The following is a 17,234-nucleotide window of genomic DNA, read 5'->3' as shown; positions in this document are numbered from 1 at the left end:
TCTCCTACACGTCCAGCAGCGGCTTGTGCTTGATGTGCCGGGCGAAGACCTGCATGAACTGCGGATCGACCCTCGCGCCCCACACGGCCAGCGAGTGACCGACGATCCAGAGCACTACGCCAGGAATCCAGAGTTGCAGGCCCAGCCCGACGGCAGCGGCTAGCGTGCCGTTGGCAATCGCCACCGTGCGCGGTGCGCCGCCCATCAAGAGCGGCTCGGTCAGCGAGCGATGTAGCGGCACCTCGAAGCCGGCCGCGAAGCTATCCGGGCCACTCATACGACAGCCCCGCCGGAGAAGCTGAAGAACGACAGGAAGAACGAGGACGCGGCGAACGCGATGCTCAAACCGAACACGATCTGGATCAGCTTGCGAAAGCCGCCCGACGTGTCGCCGAAGGCGAGCGCGAGGCCCGTGGCGATGATGATGATGACCGCGACGATGCGTGCCACCGGCCCCTGAATCGACTCCAGAATGGATTGCAGCGGGCCTTCCCATGGCATCGAGGAGCCGGATGCCTTCGCCGTGCCCGCCGTCATCAGCATGACTGCGGCCAGCAGCAGGCCGTGGTGCGCGGGGCCGGCCAGCCGCCGCAGGCGTGCGATGGTTGAAACCGGATTTACGGAATTACGGAAAGCGTGAACGTGCATCTGCGTCATGGCAGTTCTCCAGGTAGGTCAAGGGACGAGGAAGGCGCAGCGGCATCGGCTGCGAGAGGAACCGGCATCAGCTCGGGAAACGGTGTTTCCAGCGCGTCCGCCAGGCGATAGCCGGTGCCGTCGAAACCGACGACACGGGCGATGCTTTCGACGCGGCGCTTGCGGCCACGCCCGGCGATGTGGATCACGACGTTGACCGCCTCGGCGATCAGCGCACGCGGTGGGTTCACCGCCACTTCAAGAATCAACTGTTCGAGGCGCAGCAGCGCGCCCAGCGCGGAACCGGCGTGGATGGTGGCGATGCCGCCGGGGTGGCCGGTGCCCCACACCTTAACCAAGTCCAGGGCTTCGCCGCCGCGTACCTCGCCGACGATCACGCGGTCGGGGCGCAGGCGCATCGTGGCCCGCACCAGCTCGGTCATAGACACGACGCCAGCGCGGGTGCGCAGCGGCACATGGTCGCGGGCTGCGCATTGCAGCTCGATGGTGTCTTCGAGCACAAGCACGCGGTCGCCCGTGGCGGCGATCTCCGCAAGCAAGGCATTGGCGAGTGTGGTTTTGCCGCTGCTCGTCGCCCCGGCGATCAGGATGTTCTGGCGCTCACGCACGGCGCGGCGCAGGAACTCGGCCTGGCCTGTGGTCAAGATGCCGTCGGCCACATAGCGATCCAGCCCGATGATGCTCACGGCGCGCTTGCGCAGCGCGAAGGCTGGGCCGGGCGCTGCGGGCGGCAAGATGCCCTCGAACCGCTCGCCGGTTTCGGGCAGCTCGGCGGTCAGCAGCGGCCGCCCGCGATGCACCTCTGCGCCGACGTGCGCAGCCACCAGCCGGATGATGCGTTCGCCATCGTCTTGGGACAGCTCCACGCCCAGCGGCATGCGGCCCGATGACAACCGATCCACCCATAGGGTGCGGTCGGGGTTGAGCATGATTTCCACCACGTCGGGGTCGGCCAGCGCAGCGGCGATGACTGGCCCCATTGCCGTGCGCAGCATCTGGATACGGCGATCCAGAGAGGTTGCGGCGGATGAGAGTTCGGGCGGGGTTTGCGGAATGGCGCTCATGAGGCACGCTCCTGCGCTTCAGCCAGTGCCTCCGCGTCATCCATTCGCGCCGGGTCTGGGTGCAGTTCTTCCACAACGTCGCGCACCAGGCTGCGGCCACGCAGCAGGTGGCGGCCGAGCCGCTCCACGAATTGCTCGAAACGCGCTTTGCCTTGGGCGCGAGCTGCGTCCTGATGGGCTTCGGGAATCGGGGTGCTGACGGTCAGGAAGTAGCGGATGAACAGCGCCAGTGTTTCGATCTGGATGTTCTGGTCGCGCTCCATGCGCTCGGCCTGCCGCGACAGGCGATCGAGCCGCTTGGCGATGGCCGCCTCGCGCTGGTCGCCAGCATCGGGCGATAGCCACGACGCGAGCGCCGCCGCGACAATGGACGACTTGGACACGCCTTTCTTGGCGGCCAGTTCTTCGAGACGCTTGGCGTGCTCGGGCTGAATGAACAGATTGAGGCGGTATTGGCTCATAAGTCGATTCCGTCGTTGGGGTCGAGGGAAGCCAGCCGGGCCGTGCGCTGCATGGCCGGGTCGAGCTGGCCGGGAAGCGGCAGCGGCAGGTCGTCGTCGTCATCGAGCAGAGTCAGGTCATGGCCGGCGAGCAGCGGTTCGGGGCTGTATTCGCTGACTTCGGATAGCTCCGGCTGTCGGCGTGGGCCGCCGTCATCGGCGGTGCCTGTGCCATCGCCGGACAGGCCCGCAGCCCGGACCGTTGACACGGCTGGGATCGATAGGCCGCTCCAGTCGTCGGGCCGGGCCGGTGGCGCGTCCGCGTATTGCCCGGCCGCGAGCACAGGCGGCGGTAAAACGCGGTTCTTGAAATTCGCGTCGGCGTAGTAGCGCAGCTTCTTGGCCTTGATCGGTGCCACGCTGGACACCATCACCACAGCTTCCTCAGTCGGAAGCTGCATCACTTCACCGGGCGTCAGTAGCGGGCGGGCCGTCTCCTGCCGCGACACCATGAGGTGCCCCAGCCACGGTGCCAATCTGTGCCCGGCATAGTTGCGCTGCGCGCGCAGTTCGGTAGCGGTGCCAAGCGTTTCGGAGATCCGTTTCGCAGTGCGTTCATCGTTGGTGGCGAACGTCACGCGGACATGGCAGTTATCCAGAATCGAATGGTTCTGGCCGTAGGCTTTGTCGATCTGGTTGAGCGATTGGGCGATAAGAAAACTGCGGATTCCGTAGCCCGCCATGAAGGCAAGCGCCGTCTCGAAGAAGTCCAGGCGGCCCAGCGCCGGGAACTCATCGAGCATCAGCAGCAGCTTGTGGCGGCGTTCGATGCCGTCGCTGCCGTCGAGCGATTCGGTGAGCCGTCGGCCGATCTGGTTGAGGATCAGGCGAATGAGCGGTTTCGTCCGCGAAATATCCGAAGGTGGCACTACCAGATAAAGCGACACCGGATGCTCGGACGCGATCAGGTCGGCGATACGCCAGTCGCAGCGCGAGGTGACTTCGGCCACCGTGGGGTCGCGGTAGAGGCCCAGGAACGACATGGCGGTGCTCAACACGCCGGAACGCTCGTTGTCCGACTTGTTGAGCACTTCGCGCGCCGCCGAAGCGACGACTGGATGCGGGCCACCACCTTCCACGTTCACGAGGTGCTGTGTGGTCATCATCCGGTGCAAGGTCAGCTCGAAGGGGCTGGCCGGATCGGAGAGGAAATTGGCGACGCCGCGCAGCGTCTTGTCCTCGCCCGCGTAGAGCACATGCAGGATGGCCCCGACCAGCAGCGCGTGCGAAGTCTTCTCCCAATGGTTGCGCTTCTCAAGCGCGCCTTCTGGATCGACCAGAATGTCGGCTATGTTCTGTACGTCACGCACTTCATGTGCGCCGCGCCGAACTTCTAGCAGCGGGTTGTAGGCCGCCGACTTCGCATCGGTCGGATTGAACAGCAGGCAGTGTGAGTAGCGTGAGCGCCAACCTGCGGTGATCTGCCAATTCTCGCCCTTGATGTCGTGGACTACGGCGGATGCAGGCCAAGAAAGCAGCGTCGGCACCACAAGGCCGACGCCTTTGCCTGAGCGCGTGGGCGCGAAAGTGAGGATGTGTTCCGGGCCTTCATGCCGAAGGTACTTGCCATCGTGCTGACCGAGGAACACGCCGATCGGCTGCGTAAGGCCGGCTTTGCGAATGTCCTCCGTACTTGCCCAGCGTGCCGAGCCATAGGTCGTGACTAGGCGTGATTGACGAGAGCGCCAGATCGACATGCAGACTGCGACCACCACCGCCAGCAAGCCACTGCCACCCGCTATGGCACCGCCCGTGTCGAAAACGCGTGGCGCGTAGGCATCGAAGAAGAACCACCACTCAAACAGCTTCCACGGGAGGTAGATCGGTGTGCCGAGGAAATCAAACCAGGGGGAGCCAAGGCGTACCTGATAGCCAAGGGCTGCTGCCGTCCATTGTGTGGCGCCCCACACACCCGCGATCACGATGCCGAATACCACGGCTATCTGACCGAACAGCACATTCGTACCTTGCATAGCCCCGCCTCCAATCTCTCCTACGCTGATTCCCTTGGGAAACGCGGCTTAGAAATGTGCCGCAGGCGTCAGGATCGGTGCTGGCTTAGTGCCGGTCAAAGACCGTTTGGGGCAGAAAGGTCGATAAGAAAGAATGAATTCGCGCTGTGTCTAGCCAGGGAGTGACTCCGTAAGCGCCGGCGAATATCAGCGTGCCGAACAGAAGATTCAGGCAGACTAGCGAATTGCTGAATTGCTGAATTGCTGAATTGCTGAATTGCTGAATTGCTGAATTTCAGAATTTGGGGGATTCTTTGGGCGGTGTGTATGGCGTTTTTCCGTCACCGTAGAACCGCTTACGTGTTGCCTCCGCTACCCGGTTGCAAAGCAGTTCGCCCAAAGTAGGCCGATCCGTCTTGCATTGCTGGCGCAACTTCTTGAGCTGTTCCGGGTCTGCCACCAGCTCTTCTACTGTCGGGGTTTTCTTTTCTGCACTAGTGGCTTTGTGCGGTTTATCAGATTGACCGCATGCGACTAGCATTGCAGCGACGAGCGTGATGGCGAGTCTCATGGCATCAATTCCTCCGGAAGATCGGGATTTCGGCTTTTTGTTGACCTGAGAAACTCTGGCAATTCGATGGCCTGTACTCGCTGAATGAAGCGCGCAAGCTCGTCAAACGGATCGCCTTCAAGTCTGAGTAGATAGGTCGTCAAAGGTGGTACGCGTGTCGAAAGCGGCCTCGCCACGACTCCTGGCTCTCGGGAGGCTGCAATGTGTGCAGCCCCTGTAAGTCCGAGTGCAAAACCGGCAGATACCAACGCCATCATCAGGTCGAAAGTGGTAACCCGCTCGGCAACTAGAGGCTGCATTTCAGCCCGGCTAAGTACTCGCTCAATGTGCTTGGCGTGGCCCTCGCACACTTGAGGATCAGATAGCACTAGCGGGTAGCGCAGCAGTTCATCCAATGGAATTCGCTTAAGAGCCAGCAACGGATGCCGAGCTGGCAGCGCCACCATAAGCGTGTCAGTCCACGCGGGAAGTGCGACGATTCCATCACCTACGTCGTCGGACTGTGCAAAGCCGACGTCATACAGGTCGTCGTGCAATCCTTTGATTTGTTGGGATAGTGGCACCTCAAAAAAGCGAATCTCAACCTCGGGCTCCTCCTCGCGACACAACGCCAATAGGGCTGGTAAGCACAGTAGTGTTGCGCCGTCTGACAAGGCGACGCGGAGTTGTCCATGAAAGCCATTTTTTGCTGCCTTCACGCAGTCCCGCGCCTGTTGCAAGGATGCGAACACCCGAGGTGCGTGCTCCATGAGCATCAACCCAGCTCGTGTCAAACGCGTGCTTCTCGTGTTCCGAATAAAGAGCTGTGCTCCTAACTCCTCTTCGAGTTCTTTGATCGTGCGAGACAGTGGGGACTGCTCAATATGCAGTTTCGCAGCGGCGCGAGCGAAGTGAAGTTCCTCGGCGAGCGCCATAAAACAACGTAGATGTCGAATTTCCATGCGTCCCCTACTAATCGTCGATCTATTCAGTATTTAAAACTCGCTGCCATGCTGCGTTCTTCCAACTCAAGGACTCAGGGTGAAGATTGCAGATTCACATGCTCTGGCGAACCAGAAAGCGCTTTAGCGAGAACACCCCATTGCACGGCTGCGTCGGCGCGAGCACGGACCAGAGCCGCTCGCTGGGACAAGGTGCCACGCTCCGCTTCTGCAACAACGGTCGCATCCACCTGTCCCGCCTCAAAGAGGCGTCGACTGCGGTCAAGGAGTCGATCAGCGACGACAAGACCATCGACCTGATGCTGCAGAGAAGTCCGCTGGGTCTGCCAGCCCAGATAAGCGTTCTCCACATCCTGAAGCGCAAGCAAAACCGTGCGTTCCAGGTCAGCCTGTGCGCCGCGACTGCGTGCTGAGCCCTCGTCGATTCCCGCTTGTATTGCTCCACCGTCAAAGATCGGAAGCGTCACACCCAAGCCCAGAGAGAAAATGTTCCCTGCCACACGTGTTCCGTTGTTCTCGAAGCGTTGGCGCCCACCACTCAAATCGAGCACAAGTTTGGGGAACCGCTCGCCTTCTGCTGCGTTCCATCGCGCCGTCGCCGCTGCAAGACGCGCCTGCGCGGCTCTGACGTCGGGGCGCTGCTGCAGCAATTCGCCTGGCACGCTTCTGGGAGTCCAATCGGGCATGGTGAGAGAGGCAAGCGCAGGACCGCTGCCAAGCGCCCCCGGAATCCGGCCAACGAGCACATCCAAGGCATGCGTTGCTTCGCCGCGTACGCGTCGCAACTGCTCTTGCTCCACCCGGAGGGCGATGACCTCGGAACGCGTGCGTTCAATGTCAAAGCCCGTAGCTTGACCTGCCTTGAACTTCTGCTCTGTCAGACGCTCAAGGCGCTCGGCGACTTGAAGTCGCTCTTTTGCCAGATCTTCCAGCTCTGCCGCCTGCCGCTGCTGCAGTGCAGCGGACACTGTCTCAAAGGCGATCTGCCAACGTGTCGCGAACCAGTTCTGTTCGACAGCAACTGCGTCCATCCGTGCGCCATCAGCGGCATGCGAGAGGCGGCCCGCTAGATCAACTTCCCATGAAGCCGACAGCGGAAGCCTGGCATCGCTGCTGATGGTCGGTGCCAAAGAAAAGTCGCGCGCGCGCGTTGCTTGGGGCGTGAGCGCCAAGCTAGGGAACATTGAAGCGCGTGTACGTCGGGTGATCGCCACAGCTTCATCAATCCGCGCTCTTGCAATAGCGAGATCGGTGTTGTGCTCCAGCGCGTTGCGCACCAGCGCGTCAATCAGCGGATCACCGTACGCCGTCCACCACTCGGCCGGGAGTGCTTGTGCTGGCACCTGCTGCACAGCCAGACCCGCTTCGTTCATGAATTTGGCCGGAACCTCAACGCGTGATGTCTCCACCCTGTGAGGCGAGTGGCTGCACGCGGCGAGAAGCGTGATCGATAGGAATGCAACAGCAGTAAGGCCGCGGCGGGCGTAGGGATCGGACATGTTGAGCCACTAGGTTGTGAATTGAGGAGGCCGTCTTGACGGGCATAGTTCATGGCGTGTACTATACCGTCCAGACGGTTCAAAAATCAAGCATCTTTGGAGTTTCACCATGGCAACTCGTATGAAATCAAGCCCAGAGGAGTCGCATTCGGCGGACAACGGCGCTGAAGCCCCCTCCATCTCTAAGAAAGCGCAACAAACACGGGAGCGCATCCTTCAAGCTGCGCGTGACGTAGTCATGGAGGGAGGTGCCGGGCACCTAACGCTTGACGCGGTCGTTGCACGGGCAGGAATGAGCAAAGGTGCGTTCCTGTACCACTTCAAGACCAAGCGCGATCTGCTCCTCACGATGATTGATGACCAGGTCTCGGCGTTTGATGGCGGGCAGGAAGAGCGAGAGCTGCCATTCGTCGGCGATCCAGACCCTTGGCTATCCAGCCAGGTCTCGGCTATGCCTGACGGCGGGATGCAAAAGATGAGCGCTGCATTGCTGGCGGCCGTGGCTGAAGACCCCACGCTGCTTGAGCCTGTGCGCGGCTGGTACCGCAGGCAGTACGAGAACGCGAGCAAATCTCCACGCGGCACCGATATCGCCGGAATCGTTCTATTTGCCTTGGACGGAGTCTTCCTCGCCGAAATGATGGGTTTTCCGACGTTTGCTGCCGAAGACCTTTCTCGACTCATGCACACCCTCCAGGCGCTCGCCCGCGGCGAACTGGAACTCACCCCTATTGATAAACGCTGATGAAAGGCCTTCCCGTGTCTTGCACTCCCTTTAAATCCCAGTCCTGGCAAATGCAGAAAGTCGGCCTCGCGTTTGTTCTGCTCGCATCGCTTGCCGGCTGTGGTAGTCAGAAGGAGCCTGCTTCCGATCCACCGCGAGCGGTCAAGCTGCTCACGGTGGGGGATGTAGGTTCTGTGGCCAATCGCATTGAATTGAGTGGTCTAGCTCGCTCCAGTGAGCGGAGTACCTTGGGGTTCGAGACTGGCGGGCGTATCAGCAAGCTTCATGTGGACGTGGGAGATCGCTTCTCTCGCGGACAGCTTCTGGCTGAGTTGGATGTTCAGCCCGAGCAACTCCGCCTAGAACAGGCTCGGGCGACACTCGCTGCTGCGGAAGCCGCATTGGCAGACAGAATCGTGCAGACAACGCAGCAAAGGGGGCTGCTTGAGGGCAACGTAATCTCCCCGGCTGCATTCGAGAGTGTGAAAGCACAGTTGGTTGCAGCTGAAGGCCAGGTGCGCAATGCAAAGGCCGCATTCGGCCTTGCCGAGCGTGCGCGAAGGGGGGCCGCCATTCATGCGCCATTCGACGGCGTCGTCGCGGAGAAACTCGCTCTGCCGTTCACAGATATTGCAGCCGGAGCGCCGGTGCTTCAAGTGGATGGACTACGCAGCGGCGTAGAAGTCCTTGCGACTGCATCGACGACCCAGGCGGCAAATATCAAAATTGGGCAGGTCGCCGAACTGCGCCTGAGCGAGTCAGCAAGTCCCGTTCGTGCTTCGGTACAACGCATCGGCTTGCGTGCTGAAAATGGCTCACTTTTACCTGTCGTGCTCGTTCCTCAAGATGCTACTCTTGCGCGCAGTCTTCGACCCGGGTCTGCCGTTCAAGTATTGCTGAAGGCACCGGAAGCGAAGGATGCCTCACCAGATCGTCTGATGCTTCCCTATTCGGCACTGGTGCTCAGTGAGAAAGCAGGACAAGCCGCAGTGTTTGTATATGACGTGACCGGAAAGAAGGTGCACCGCCGGGAAGTGCAATTCCAGAGCGAGCCAGGCGGCGACAACGTTCGCGTTGTGGGCGGCCTGAAGCGCGGCGAGATGGTAGTCGCGGCTGGCGCGAGTTGGCTGACGAACGAGCAACAAGTCACCCCACTCAAGGCCACGACCCAATTGGCCGGACGCTGACCCGCTACAGGAAGACTTCGCTATGAAGATCACAGAAATGGCGCTGCGCGCCAGCAGACTCACCTACCTTGCCGCGGTCATCATTCTTGTTGCCGGCATTGCCACGTTTCTCAATTTCCCTTCGCAGGAAGAGCCATCGGTCACGATTCGAGATGCGGTTGTTGCCGTTCTGAACCCTGGCATGCCAGCCGAACGTGTTGAGCAGTTGATCGCGCGTCCGATCGAGGAGCGTTTGCGGGAGCTGGCCGAGGTCAAGCGTGTAACCACAACCGTTCGCGCGGGCGGGGCCGTCATACAGGTCACGATCTGGGAGCGGTACACCGACCTAGCCCCCATATGGCAGCGCGTTCGCGCGAAGGTTGCCGATGCTCAGCCTCTGCTTCCACAGGGTACGTTGGGGCCATTTGTCAACGACGACTTCGGCCGTGTTGCCGTGGCCTCCATTGCGGTGACCGCGCCGGGCTACTCCATGGGCGAAATGCGTGTGTCGTTGAAAGAGATGCGCGATCGCCTATACGCGCTTCCCGGCGTTGATCGCATCAGCTTCTACGGCTTGCAGGAAGAGCGCGTCTATCTCGAATTTGATCGACCAAAACTAGCCCAGCTTGGATTGACCCCACAAGGGGTGATCGATCAACTCGTTAAACAAAACGTCGTGCTTTCAGGCGGGCAAATCGCCATCGGTGGCATCAACGCTTCGCTGGCTGTTAGTGGAGAGGTTCGCGACGCCGCCTCGCTGCGCGCGTTGCCGATCATGATGGCGCAAGCTCAGGGTGCGCGCGGTGCTTCGCCTGCTCCTTCAATCTCACTGGGAGAGCTTGCGCGCGTGCAGGTACAACCTGCAGATCCTCCCGAGTCTGCTGCAGTCTATAAGGGCCAGCCTGCCGTAGTGATGGCAGTGTCCATGACCTCGGGCCAGAACGTGGAGCAATTCGGCGTAGCCCTCAAATCCCGTGTGGCCGAGCTTGAGAAACTTCTGCCCGCAGGTTTCGAGCTCTCCTATGTGACATTCCAGGCAGACGTCGTCAAACGTGAAATGGGCAAGATGAACCAGGTGATGATCGAAACGATTGTCATCGTGCTCGGCGTCGTCGTCCTTTTCCTGGGATGGCGCACAGGATTCATCGTCGGGATGATCGTGCCGCTTACCATTCTGGGGGCACTGATCGTGATGCGCGCGCTGAACATCGAGCTGCAAAGTGTTTCGATGGCAGCCATCATCATCGCTTTGGGGCTCTTGGTAGACAACGGCATCGTGATTGCCGAAGACATTGAACGGCGCTTGGCAGCCGGTGAAGACCGCAAACAGGCTTGTCTCGAAGCGGGTCGTACCCTCGCACTGCCGCTGCTGACGTCCTCATTGGTTATCGTCATCGCCTTCTCCCCGTTCTTCTTCGGCCAGAGTGCGACGAGTGAGTATCTGCGCTCTCTCGTCATTGTCCTCGCGCTCACGTTACTCGGATCTTGGCTGTTGTGTCTGACCGTCACTCCACTGCTGTGCTACCACTTCACCAAAGTGCATCATCAACCGGCGAATGACGCGCAAACCTACAACACACGCTTCTATCGCGGCTATCGCAAGTTGCTTGAGTGGGTGCTTGACCACAAGGCGATCTACGTTGGTGTGATGACGGGTGCATTGGCCGTAGCTCTGTACGGATTCACGACACTGCCATACGACTTCTTGCCGAAGTCCGACCGAGTTCAATTCCAAATACCGGTGCAGCTCGCCCCTGGAACGGATTCACGGCTCACTCTTGCCAAAGTGAAGGAAGTGAGCGGCTGGCTCGGTGATCAAGAAATCAACCCCGAAATCACGGATCACATTGGCTACGTCGCTGACGGTGGGCCGCGCTTCATCCTTGGGCTCAATCCCCCATTGCCAGCATCGAACATCGCGTACTTTGTCGTGACGGTCAAGGCAGGCACCAACATTGACGTCGTGATTGCCCGAACTCGGGCTTACTTCGCGCAGCATCATGGAGATGTACGCGCAGAGCCTCAGCGGTTCTCGCTAGGCACTACCGAAGCCGGCACAGCCGTCTACCGGGTCAGTGGGCCGGATCATGAGGTGCTGATGAATGCGGCGGCGAAAATTGAGTCCGCGCTACGGGAGCTGCCAGGTACGGCCAACATCAAGAACAACTGGGATACCCGTGTCGGCCGTCTCGATGTTCGGGTCGATCAAGATCGTGCGCGACGTGCTGGCGTCACCACCGACGACATAGCTGCCTGGCTTGGCACCCGCTACATCGGCCAGTCGATCTCTGTGATCCGAGATGGCGATACCAGCGTGCCAATCGTGATGCGCGGGACGTCCAATGATCGGCGCAGCACTGCGGACGTTGGTTCGACGACCATCTATCCAGCGTCGGGTGGCCAGCCGGTTTCCCTGGCGCAAGTGGCCGATGTCACGCTCGCTAGCGAGCCGTCTGTGATCCAGCGCCGCAATCTCATTCGTACAGTCACAGTTCAGGGGCAGAACACCGCATACACCGCGCAAGAGATCGTGGATCACCTCGCACCTCGGATCGCCGCAATTGAACTACCTGCAGGCTATGCCATAGAGCTTGGTGGAGAAATTGAGGAATCGGCTGAATCGAATGCATCGCTCACGCACTACATGCCGTTCGCTCTTCTGGCGATGTTGCTGCTATTCATCTGGCAGTTCAACTCCTTCCGCAAGCTGATCGTGATTCTCGCAACGATTCCCTTCACGTTGATTGGGGTCGTGATTGCACTGAAGGCAACAGGCACTCCTTTCAGCTTCATGGCGACATTCGGGGTGCTTGCGCTGTTCGGAATCATCGTCAACAACGCCGTTCTTCTGCTCGAACAAATTGAACACGGCCTCTCGGAAGGTCTCGCCCGACATGAAGCCCTGGTGGGAGCTGCGATGCAGCGGCTGCGTCCAATCGTGATGACCAAGGTGACCTGTATCGCGGGTCTCGTGCCCCTGATGTTGTTTGCGGGGCCGCTGTGGAAGGGCATGGCCATCGGCATGATCGGTGGTCTCGCACTTGGCACGCTCGTGACGCTTGGCCTGATTCCGTTGCTCTACGAGGTGCTGTTCGGAATGAAGTGGCCGGGCAGCAAACGGAGTCACGAGGCGGTACAACAACCAGTGCAACCGGTCTGATCCCTCAGCGTAACTGTCCACACGCTTCCCCCGATCTCTCTCGTGGCCGGAGAGATCGGGGAGACAGATTCTCGCCATCAGAGAGTTTAAGAAGAAATCAGAAGCAGAGCGAATTGACCGCCTACTGCCTATTCTTTGATGCTTTGATGCTTTGATAATCAATTTTCACTGAATAGATTTGGAGAAATATATGAACCCGTTGTCATGGAATCCATGGTTGGTTCTACTGATTGCCGGCCTGTTCGAAATCGGTTGGCCACTAGGCCTCAAGATGGGTGCGGCCAATGCAGCGATGCGCTACGTGGGGCCGGCGATTGCAGTTGCCTGTATGGCAGCCAGCGGCTTTTTCCTATGGTTATCTCTTAAACAGATCCCCATAGGAACAGCTTATGCGGTCTGGACCGGCATCGGTTCGCTGGGCGCGTTTTTCGTGGGCGTGTATGTGTTCGGCGATACCGCCTCCTTGATACGTTGGGTTGGAATTGCGCTGGTTGTTGCTGGCATCGTCTGTCTGAAAATGGGATAAATGAAAATATATATGAAACGCCCTATTTCATTAATCCATTTTGTGCTGCTGGCAGGCCTCACGGCAACCTTATCTGGCTGTGCTTCAAACGGAATGACTCGATCAGGGTTTCTTGGTGATTACGATGTATTGGGAAAAACGAAGTACGAAAATGTTCTGCTCTTCAAGGCGCCAGGCTTTGAACCCAGTCGTTACCGGGAAATATTAGTCGAGGATGCTCAGGTAGTGACGGCAACTGGACGCATAGGTGGGCTTGAAGCTGAGCAAGTGCGAGAGCTTCTCGATCACGTCAACAGTGAACTGCGACATCTCCAAACTAAGTCCGAAGCTCCCGCATCGTCAGGCCGCATACGTGTGCGTGTGGCAATTACGACCATTGAGACGCCCAATAGAGCAGTCAACACCCTAACGACGTTGCTTGTTGGACCAGTGACAACTGGGGGAGCTAGTTTGGAGTTTGAGGCAGTAGATGAACAAACAGATCGTCGGGTGGCTGCTGCTAGCTGCTTCGAGCACGGCAACGCTCTCGCGGATTTCAAAGGCTCCTACACACTGCTCGGGCATGCAAAGTCTGCAATCACCACCTGCCTTGAACGGATCAATAGCGCTTGGAGAAGTGCTGGCTCGTGAATAGCTGCTATTCCATAACTTCGCGCGGATCGCGAGGAGCCTCATCAAGGGGATTCGTAGGGTGCCGTTCTTGTAACGTCTGCAGCATTCTGGAGTGGCTCTGCTTCGTCGCAAAATTGCCGGCGTTTCTCGTTCTTGTCTATTCGAAACGCTGCGTGGTGCTGCTTGCAGAGGTAAAGCGCCTGGAGGTGTGTAAATTCACACGATGGAGTTTGGCCGGTGTGCTGGCAACGGTAGTTCTGACAGGGTGTTCCACTTACCGTCCTTGGATCAACCCGACACTTTCCGACGCCGCCTTAATGTCTCTCGCCGAGAACGACCAACGCATCAGGCCGTCGGAGGTCAACCAACCGGTGGTTGTAGCGGTGACACTGTCAGGCGGGGGCGCTCGGGCGGCGGCCTTCGGCCTGGGCGTGCTGCGCGAACTCAAGGCCACACGCTTCGCGCTAGAGGGCCAGGAGACCACTCTGTTGGATCAGGTGTTCCTGGTCAGCGGAGTGTCGGGGGGCAGCATCCTTGCCGCGCACTTCGCGGCCTTCGGCGATGCCACGCTGACTCGTTTCGAGCCGGATTTTCTGCTTGTGCCTTTTGAGGGGCGACTCATACGTGAAGCTCTGTGGCCTGAGCGTCTTTATAGACTAACTTCACCTTGGTTTGGGCGCAGCCAGATCCTGGCTCAACGCTTGGACGAACTTTTTGAAGGCCGCACCTTTGGTGACGTGCGCCGACGACCGGGCGCGCCCGAACTGATGATCACGGCAACCGACCTCACGACCGGTGCCCCTTTCGATTTCACCACCGAGCAATTCCGGCTAATCTGTTCCGACCTCGATGCAACGCCGCTGTCTTTCGCGGTGGCGGCCTCGTCGGCAGTACCGCTGGTGCTGTCGCCCGTAACGGTGCGAAACAACGCCAATACCTGTCCGCCGCCTCTCCGATCTTTGCCTGTCAGAGGGCAAAATTACAGATCACGCATCCTGCAAAGCGGCATAGACAGCTACCTCAATGCGCACGATCGGCCCTATATCCACCTCGTGGACGGTGGTGTCTCCGACAACCTCGGCGTACGTCTGATGCTAGACCGGCTAGTAGCTTCGGGCTCAATGAGCGCCAATTTCTCGGAGGTCAAGCCCGGAAGCTTGCGCCGACTCGTGTTGGTGACGGTGAACTCCGAACGAGGACTGAGCGAGAGAGTGGACAGTAGCGACCGAGTTCCCAGCACGACGCAAGTACTTGAGTCGCTGATCTTCGGTGCCGGCGCTCGCGAGACCCAGGTGACGCTGGCCATGCTTAACGACGACCTGCAACACTGGCGTTCCGAGATTGTCCGCACCCGTGGCCAAGCGGACAGCCCCTTTGCGGCCGACGCAGAAATCTACGTAGTAAGCGTAAGTCTGAACGACGTGCCGGACGACAAGATCCGGCATTCGCTGCTGCGCGTGCCCACAGCCTTCACGATCGAGGCTACGGATGTCTTGGACCTGCAAACTGCGGGAGGCGAAGCACTGAGGCAATCCAAGGAGTTTATGGCATTGATTGAATCTCTAAGAAGAATCACAGCAGCCAAGCAGACTGCGCCTGGTACTCAGCTTCCCTTGATATCTAACTGATACCGATACTGGGCTTTCGTCCAAGTTCCCAAGAGGCACTTCCGCCGATAACCTTTGCGGCAAGCTGTTGTCCCAGTCGCGGCTCAATTACCGGCCGCCACGGCACAAGGCTGAACCCCATGCCGTCATCGAGCATCGCGTAGCGCCCGCTGGCGAGCATAATGGAACGCCGGTAGATACCGGCTACGCGCTGCCCGTCGGCCACCGGGCGATGCTCTAGGCCGGTTTCCGCCGCAATGTCTTTCGCGGCCTGCACTAGTTCCCGATTGCGTAGCGTGCCCAGCAGGTTGCGCGCGAGGATGACGCGCTGCCCGCGGCGCTGTGCCAGCCCCTGTTCTTCGAGGAAATCGGCTCGCTGCTGTATGGCCTGCTTGGTATCACCGCCAAAGCCCAAGTTGCCCAGCCCACGGCCACCGCCGATCAGTTGCTGGTCAAGCCAAGTCGCGCCGATGACGCGGGCCTGCCGTTCAATAGGAAGGTGTGATTTCAGCTCTACGGCTACATCGCCCAGCCGTTGCGCGTCGTATTGGCGGCCACGCTCGGCCAGGTCGTCCGGTACCTTCCATAGCCCTTCGGCCACGCGCTCCACGATGCAAGCCCGGCGCAGGGCTTCCAGCCGCCGGACATGAGCGGCGACGACTTCCTGCGGGTCGCGTCCGGGCGTAGCCCGGCCCTGCTCGATTACCAGGTGATGATCGGTGCGGTACAGGCCATCGCTCGCCAGCGAGGCGATGTTCTTGTCGGCCGTGCGCACCTCAGTCGAACCCTTCACCTCTACCACAGCGCCCGTGGGATAGTTCGCCAGTTCGTCGCGGGCGTTCAGTGCAACGTAGTGGGCCTTACCGTCCGTGCCGTCGATGATCAGATAGCCTCGGTCGTGCAACTCATCGGCAAGCCCCTTCGCGGCCACGCGGCCGATGAGGCTGCGACCATCGTCGCCCGGCTCGAACACCGCCAGCTCACGCGGCTGGCCGCTCATGGCCCGCTGCATCGTTCGGATGATGTCGCCACGCTCACCCAGGGCACGCAAGGTCTTCTCGGCATCGGCATGAATGGCCCAGGTGCCGGGCTGCACCTCGTCGGCTAGGCCCAGGCGCTGCAAGCGTTGCAGGCGGCCGATCAGCAGCAGGCGCTGGCGTTGCAACCTCGGCTCGTTGAGCCGTTCGACATGCACCCGGCCATCCTCGCCGGTCTCGCGCTGCAAGGTGCGATCCAGGCTCGTCCACCGCTCCTGTTCCACCTCGCGCCTCAAGGTCTGCTGAATCTCCAGTTCGGTGCGCGGCCCCAGCCACTCGGTCGCCAGCTCGGCGGCGCGATGGCGGAAGCCGTGGGCGATGTAGTCACCCGCGATGATGAGGTCTTTGCCGGTGTCGTCGCGCCCGCGCACGATCAGGTGGGTGTGCGGGTTGTCGGTGTTCCAGTGATCCACCGCCACCCAATCCAGCCGCGTGCCCAGGTCGGCTTCCATGCGGCTCACCAGATGCCGGGTGTAGGTGCGCAGGTCGTCCAGCTCGGCCCCGTCCTCGGGCGAGACGATGAAGCGGAAATGGTGCCGGTCGTCGGCGCAGCGTTCCTTGAAGGCGTCCAGATCGGCTTCGTCGGCCTGTGGCCCGTAGCCCCGGCCCGGTTCGCCATCGCGACCCGCGCCGTCGCGCTCGATGTAGCGCAGGTGCTTGGCGAGCGATTGCGGGCTGGCCCGCTGGTGATTGACCAGCAAGGTCTTGATGGTCACGCGCCGCGACATGGGCATTAGCTTCGCCCCGGCGAAGCGCGCCGCCGTGTGGCCACGTCCGAGCCGAGAGCCGGGCCGCTGGCCGGTGCCAGCCGCGCCAGGACGGCGTACTGCCGACTTGCCGCTGCTGGCTTTGCCGGCCTGCTTGAGCACCTTGGAAACGAAGCTCTGCCCCTGGCCCTTGCCCCGGTTCTTCGGGGCGCTGGGGCGCACGCGAAAGTCGTCGTCGCGGCTGTCGGTCATGGCTGCGCTCCCCGCAAGCTTGGGCGTGTCCTGTCGTGCGAAGCACGCGGACATGCCAGCATTGGCGCGACCCTCGCGCCAAACGCGGCACGGTGGCGAAGCCGCTCCGTGCCGCGTTCCCCCCATGTGCTGACTGGCTTTCGACGCGGCCAGGTGCCGCGTCCTTTTGTCTTGCCTTCCGCCTTTGCCCTTCGCTGTCGCTCCAGGCAACGGCGGCCCGGCGGCGCTGCTGCGTGAACAGACAGCGCGCCGGCGAAAG

Annotated in this window: 15 protein-coding genes; 6 read left to right on the top strand and 9 right to left on the bottom strand. The window is 60.6% G+C overall.

The window, feature by feature from the left end; genetic code table 11:
• Positions 1–4 precede the first annotated feature (4 nt).
• The 8 genes from N5J73_RS10390 to N5J73_RS10355 all read right to left on the bottom strand — a co-directional run bounded on the left by N5J73_RS10390 (position 5) and on the right by N5J73_RS10355 (position 7,184).
• Positions 5–277, bottom strand: coding sequence for a VirB3 family type IV secretion system protein (locus N5J73_RS10390; RefSeq protein WP_004883097.1), 273 nt, complete (start codon positions 275–277; stop codon positions 5–7).
• Positions 274–657, bottom strand: a complete 384-nt coding sequence (locus N5J73_RS10385) for a TrbC/VirB2 family protein (RefSeq protein WP_004883090.1) — start codon at positions 655–657, stop codon at positions 274–276. The genes N5J73_RS10390 and N5J73_RS10385 overlap by 4 nt, the downstream gene beginning before the upstream one ends.
• Positions 654–1,721: a P-type conjugative transfer ATPase TrbB gene (gene trbB, locus N5J73_RS10380; protein WP_004883088.1), complete on the bottom strand. Its 1,068-nt coding sequence runs from the start codon at positions 1,719–1,721 to the stop codon at positions 654–656. Before trbB ends, N5J73_RS10385 begins: the two co-directional genes overlap by 4 nt.
• Complete coding sequence (locus N5J73_RS10375) at positions 1,718–2,182, bottom strand: ribbon-helix-helix protein, CopG family (protein ID WP_004883086.1); 465 nt, start codon at positions 2,180–2,182, stop codon at positions 1,718–1,720. Before N5J73_RS10375 ends, trbB begins: the two co-directional genes overlap by 4 nt.
• On the bottom strand, positions 2,179–4,194 hold the full coding sequence (locus N5J73_RS10370) for a conjugal transfer protein TraG (RefSeq protein ID WP_004883083.1): 2,016 nt from the start codon (positions 4,192–4,194) through the stop codon (positions 2,179–2,181). Before N5J73_RS10370 ends, N5J73_RS10375 begins: the two co-directional genes overlap by 4 nt.
• Before the next feature lie 274 nt (positions 4,195–4,468).
• The gene (locus N5J73_RS10365; RefSeq protein WP_004883082.1) at positions 4,469–4,744 is read right to left on the bottom strand and encodes an EexN family lipoprotein; all 276 of its coding nucleotides are present in this window, start codon (positions 4,742–4,744) and stop codon (positions 4,469–4,471) included.
• Positions 4,741–5,685: a LysR substrate-binding domain-containing protein gene (locus N5J73_RS10360; RefSeq protein WP_004883081.1), complete on the bottom strand. Its 945-nt coding sequence runs from the start codon at positions 5,683–5,685 to the stop codon at positions 4,741–4,743. The genes N5J73_RS10365 and N5J73_RS10360 overlap by 4 nt, the downstream gene beginning before the upstream one ends.
• 74 nt (positions 5,686–5,759) lie before the next feature.
• Complete coding sequence (locus tag N5J73_RS10355) at positions 5,760–7,184, bottom strand: TolC family protein (RefSeq protein WP_028699135.1); 1,425 nt, start codon at positions 7,182–7,184, stop codon at positions 5,760–5,762.
• 109 nt (positions 7,185–7,293) lie between these two features.
• Between N5J73_RS10355 and N5J73_RS10350 the strand changes: the two genes are divergently transcribed.
• The 6 genes from N5J73_RS10350 to N5J73_RS10325 all read left to right on the top strand — a co-directional run bounded on the left by N5J73_RS10350 (position 7,294) and on the right by N5J73_RS10325 (position 15,000).
• Positions 7,294–7,929: a TetR/AcrR family transcriptional regulator gene (locus N5J73_RS10350; RefSeq protein ID WP_022652140.1), complete on the top strand. Its 636-nt coding sequence runs from the start codon at positions 7,294–7,296 to the stop codon at positions 7,927–7,929.
• On the top strand, positions 7,929–9,095 hold the full coding sequence (locus N5J73_RS10345) for an efflux RND transporter periplasmic adaptor subunit (protein WP_023123862.1): 1,167 nt from the start codon (positions 7,929–7,931) through the stop codon (positions 9,093–9,095). Before N5J73_RS10350 ends, N5J73_RS10345 begins: the two co-directional genes overlap by 1 nt.
• A gap of 22 nt (positions 9,096–9,117) precedes the next feature.
• Positions 9,118–12,234: an efflux RND transporter permease subunit gene (locus N5J73_RS10340; RefSeq protein ID WP_004883075.1), complete on the top strand. Its 3,117-nt coding sequence runs from the start codon at positions 9,118–9,120 to the stop codon at positions 12,232–12,234.
• Positions 12,235–12,424: 190 nt separating this feature from the next.
• The gene (locus N5J73_RS10335) at positions 12,425–12,760 is read left to right on the top strand and encodes a multidrug efflux SMR transporter (protein WP_004883073.1); all 336 of its coding nucleotides are present in this window, start codon (positions 12,425–12,427) and stop codon (positions 12,758–12,760) included.
• Positions 12,761–12,772: 12 nt separating this feature from the next.
• Entirely contained in the window at positions 12,773–13,390 is a 618-nt protein-coding gene (locus tag N5J73_RS10330; protein WP_004883071.1) for a DUF3313 family protein, read from the top strand.
• A gap of 155 nt (positions 13,391–13,545) precedes the next feature.
• On the top strand, positions 13,546–15,000 hold the full coding sequence (locus N5J73_RS10325) for a patatin-like phospholipase family protein (protein ID WP_196636953.1): 1,455 nt from the start codon (positions 13,546–13,548) through the stop codon (positions 14,998–15,000).
• Here the strand turns inward: N5J73_RS10325 and N5J73_RS10320 are convergent.
• Positions 14,993–16,975: a relaxase/mobilization nuclease and DUF3363 domain-containing protein gene (locus tag N5J73_RS10320; protein WP_004883068.1), complete on the bottom strand. Its 1,983-nt coding sequence runs from the start codon at positions 16,973–16,975 to the stop codon at positions 14,993–14,995. The genes N5J73_RS10325 and N5J73_RS10320 overlap by 8 nt on opposite strands.
• Positions 16,976–17,234: the final 259 nt, after the last annotated feature.

Origin of the sequence: Stenotrophomonas sp. GD03654 (assembly GCF_029845105.1) — a bacterium.
GTDB lineage: Bacteria > Pseudomonadota > Gammaproteobacteria > Xanthomonadales > Xanthomonadaceae > Stenotrophomonas > Stenotrophomonas africana.
The sequence above is the reverse complement of the archived record's forward strand: the minus strand, read 5'-3'. Positions and strand labels throughout refer to the sequence as shown.

Bases quoted from the DNA above. Each gene is read 5' to 3' on its own strand.
- N5J73_RS10330 (WP_004883071.1), top strand. From the start codon at position 12,773: ATGAAACGCCCTATTTCATTAATCCATTTTGTGCTGCTGGCAGGCCTC.
- N5J73_RS10360 (WP_004883081.1), bottom strand. From the start codon at position 5,685: ATGGAAATTCGACATCTACGTTGTTTTATGGCGCTCGCCGAGGAACTT.
- N5J73_RS10340 (WP_004883075.1), top strand. From the start codon at position 9,118: ATGAAGATCACAGAAATGGCGCTGCGCGCCAGCAGACTCACCTACCTT.
- N5J73_RS10385 (WP_004883090.1), bottom strand. From the start codon at position 657: ATGACGCAGATGCACGTTCACGCTTTCCGTAATTCCGTAAATCCGGTT.
- N5J73_RS10345 (WP_023123862.1), top strand. From the start codon at position 7,929: ATGAAAGGCCTTCCCGTGTCTTGCACTCCCTTTAAATCCCAGTCCTGG.
- N5J73_RS10370 (WP_004883083.1), bottom strand. From the start codon at position 4,194: ATGCAAGGTACGAATGTGCTGTTCGGTCAGATAGCCGTGGTATTCGGC.
- N5J73_RS10320 (WP_004883068.1), bottom strand. From the start codon at position 16,975: ATGACCGACAGCCGCGACGACGACTTTCGCGTGCGCCCCAGCGCCCCG.
- N5J73_RS10350 (WP_022652140.1), top strand. From the start codon at position 7,294: ATGGCAACTCGTATGAAATCAAGCCCAGAGGAGTCGCATTCGGCGGAC.
- N5J73_RS10365 (WP_004883082.1), bottom strand. From the start codon at position 4,744: ATGAGACTCGCCATCACGCTCGTCGCTGCAATGCTAGTCGCATGCGGT.
- N5J73_RS10390 (WP_004883097.1), bottom strand. From the start codon at position 277: ATGAGTGGCCCGGATAGCTTCGCGGCCGGCTTCGAGGTGCCGCTACAT.
- trbB (WP_004883088.1), bottom strand. From the start codon at position 1,721: ATGAGCGCCATTCCGCAAACCCCGCCCGAACTCTCATCCGCCGCAACC.
- N5J73_RS10375 (WP_004883086.1), bottom strand. From the start codon at position 2,182: ATGAGCCAATACCGCCTCAATCTGTTCATTCAGCCCGAGCACGCCAAG.
- N5J73_RS10355 (WP_028699135.1), bottom strand. From the start codon at position 7,184: ATGTCCGATCCCTACGCCCGCCGCGGCCTTACTGCTGTTGCATTCCTA.
- N5J73_RS10335 (WP_004883073.1), top strand. From the start codon at position 12,425: ATGAACCCGTTGTCATGGAATCCATGGTTGGTTCTACTGATTGCCGGC.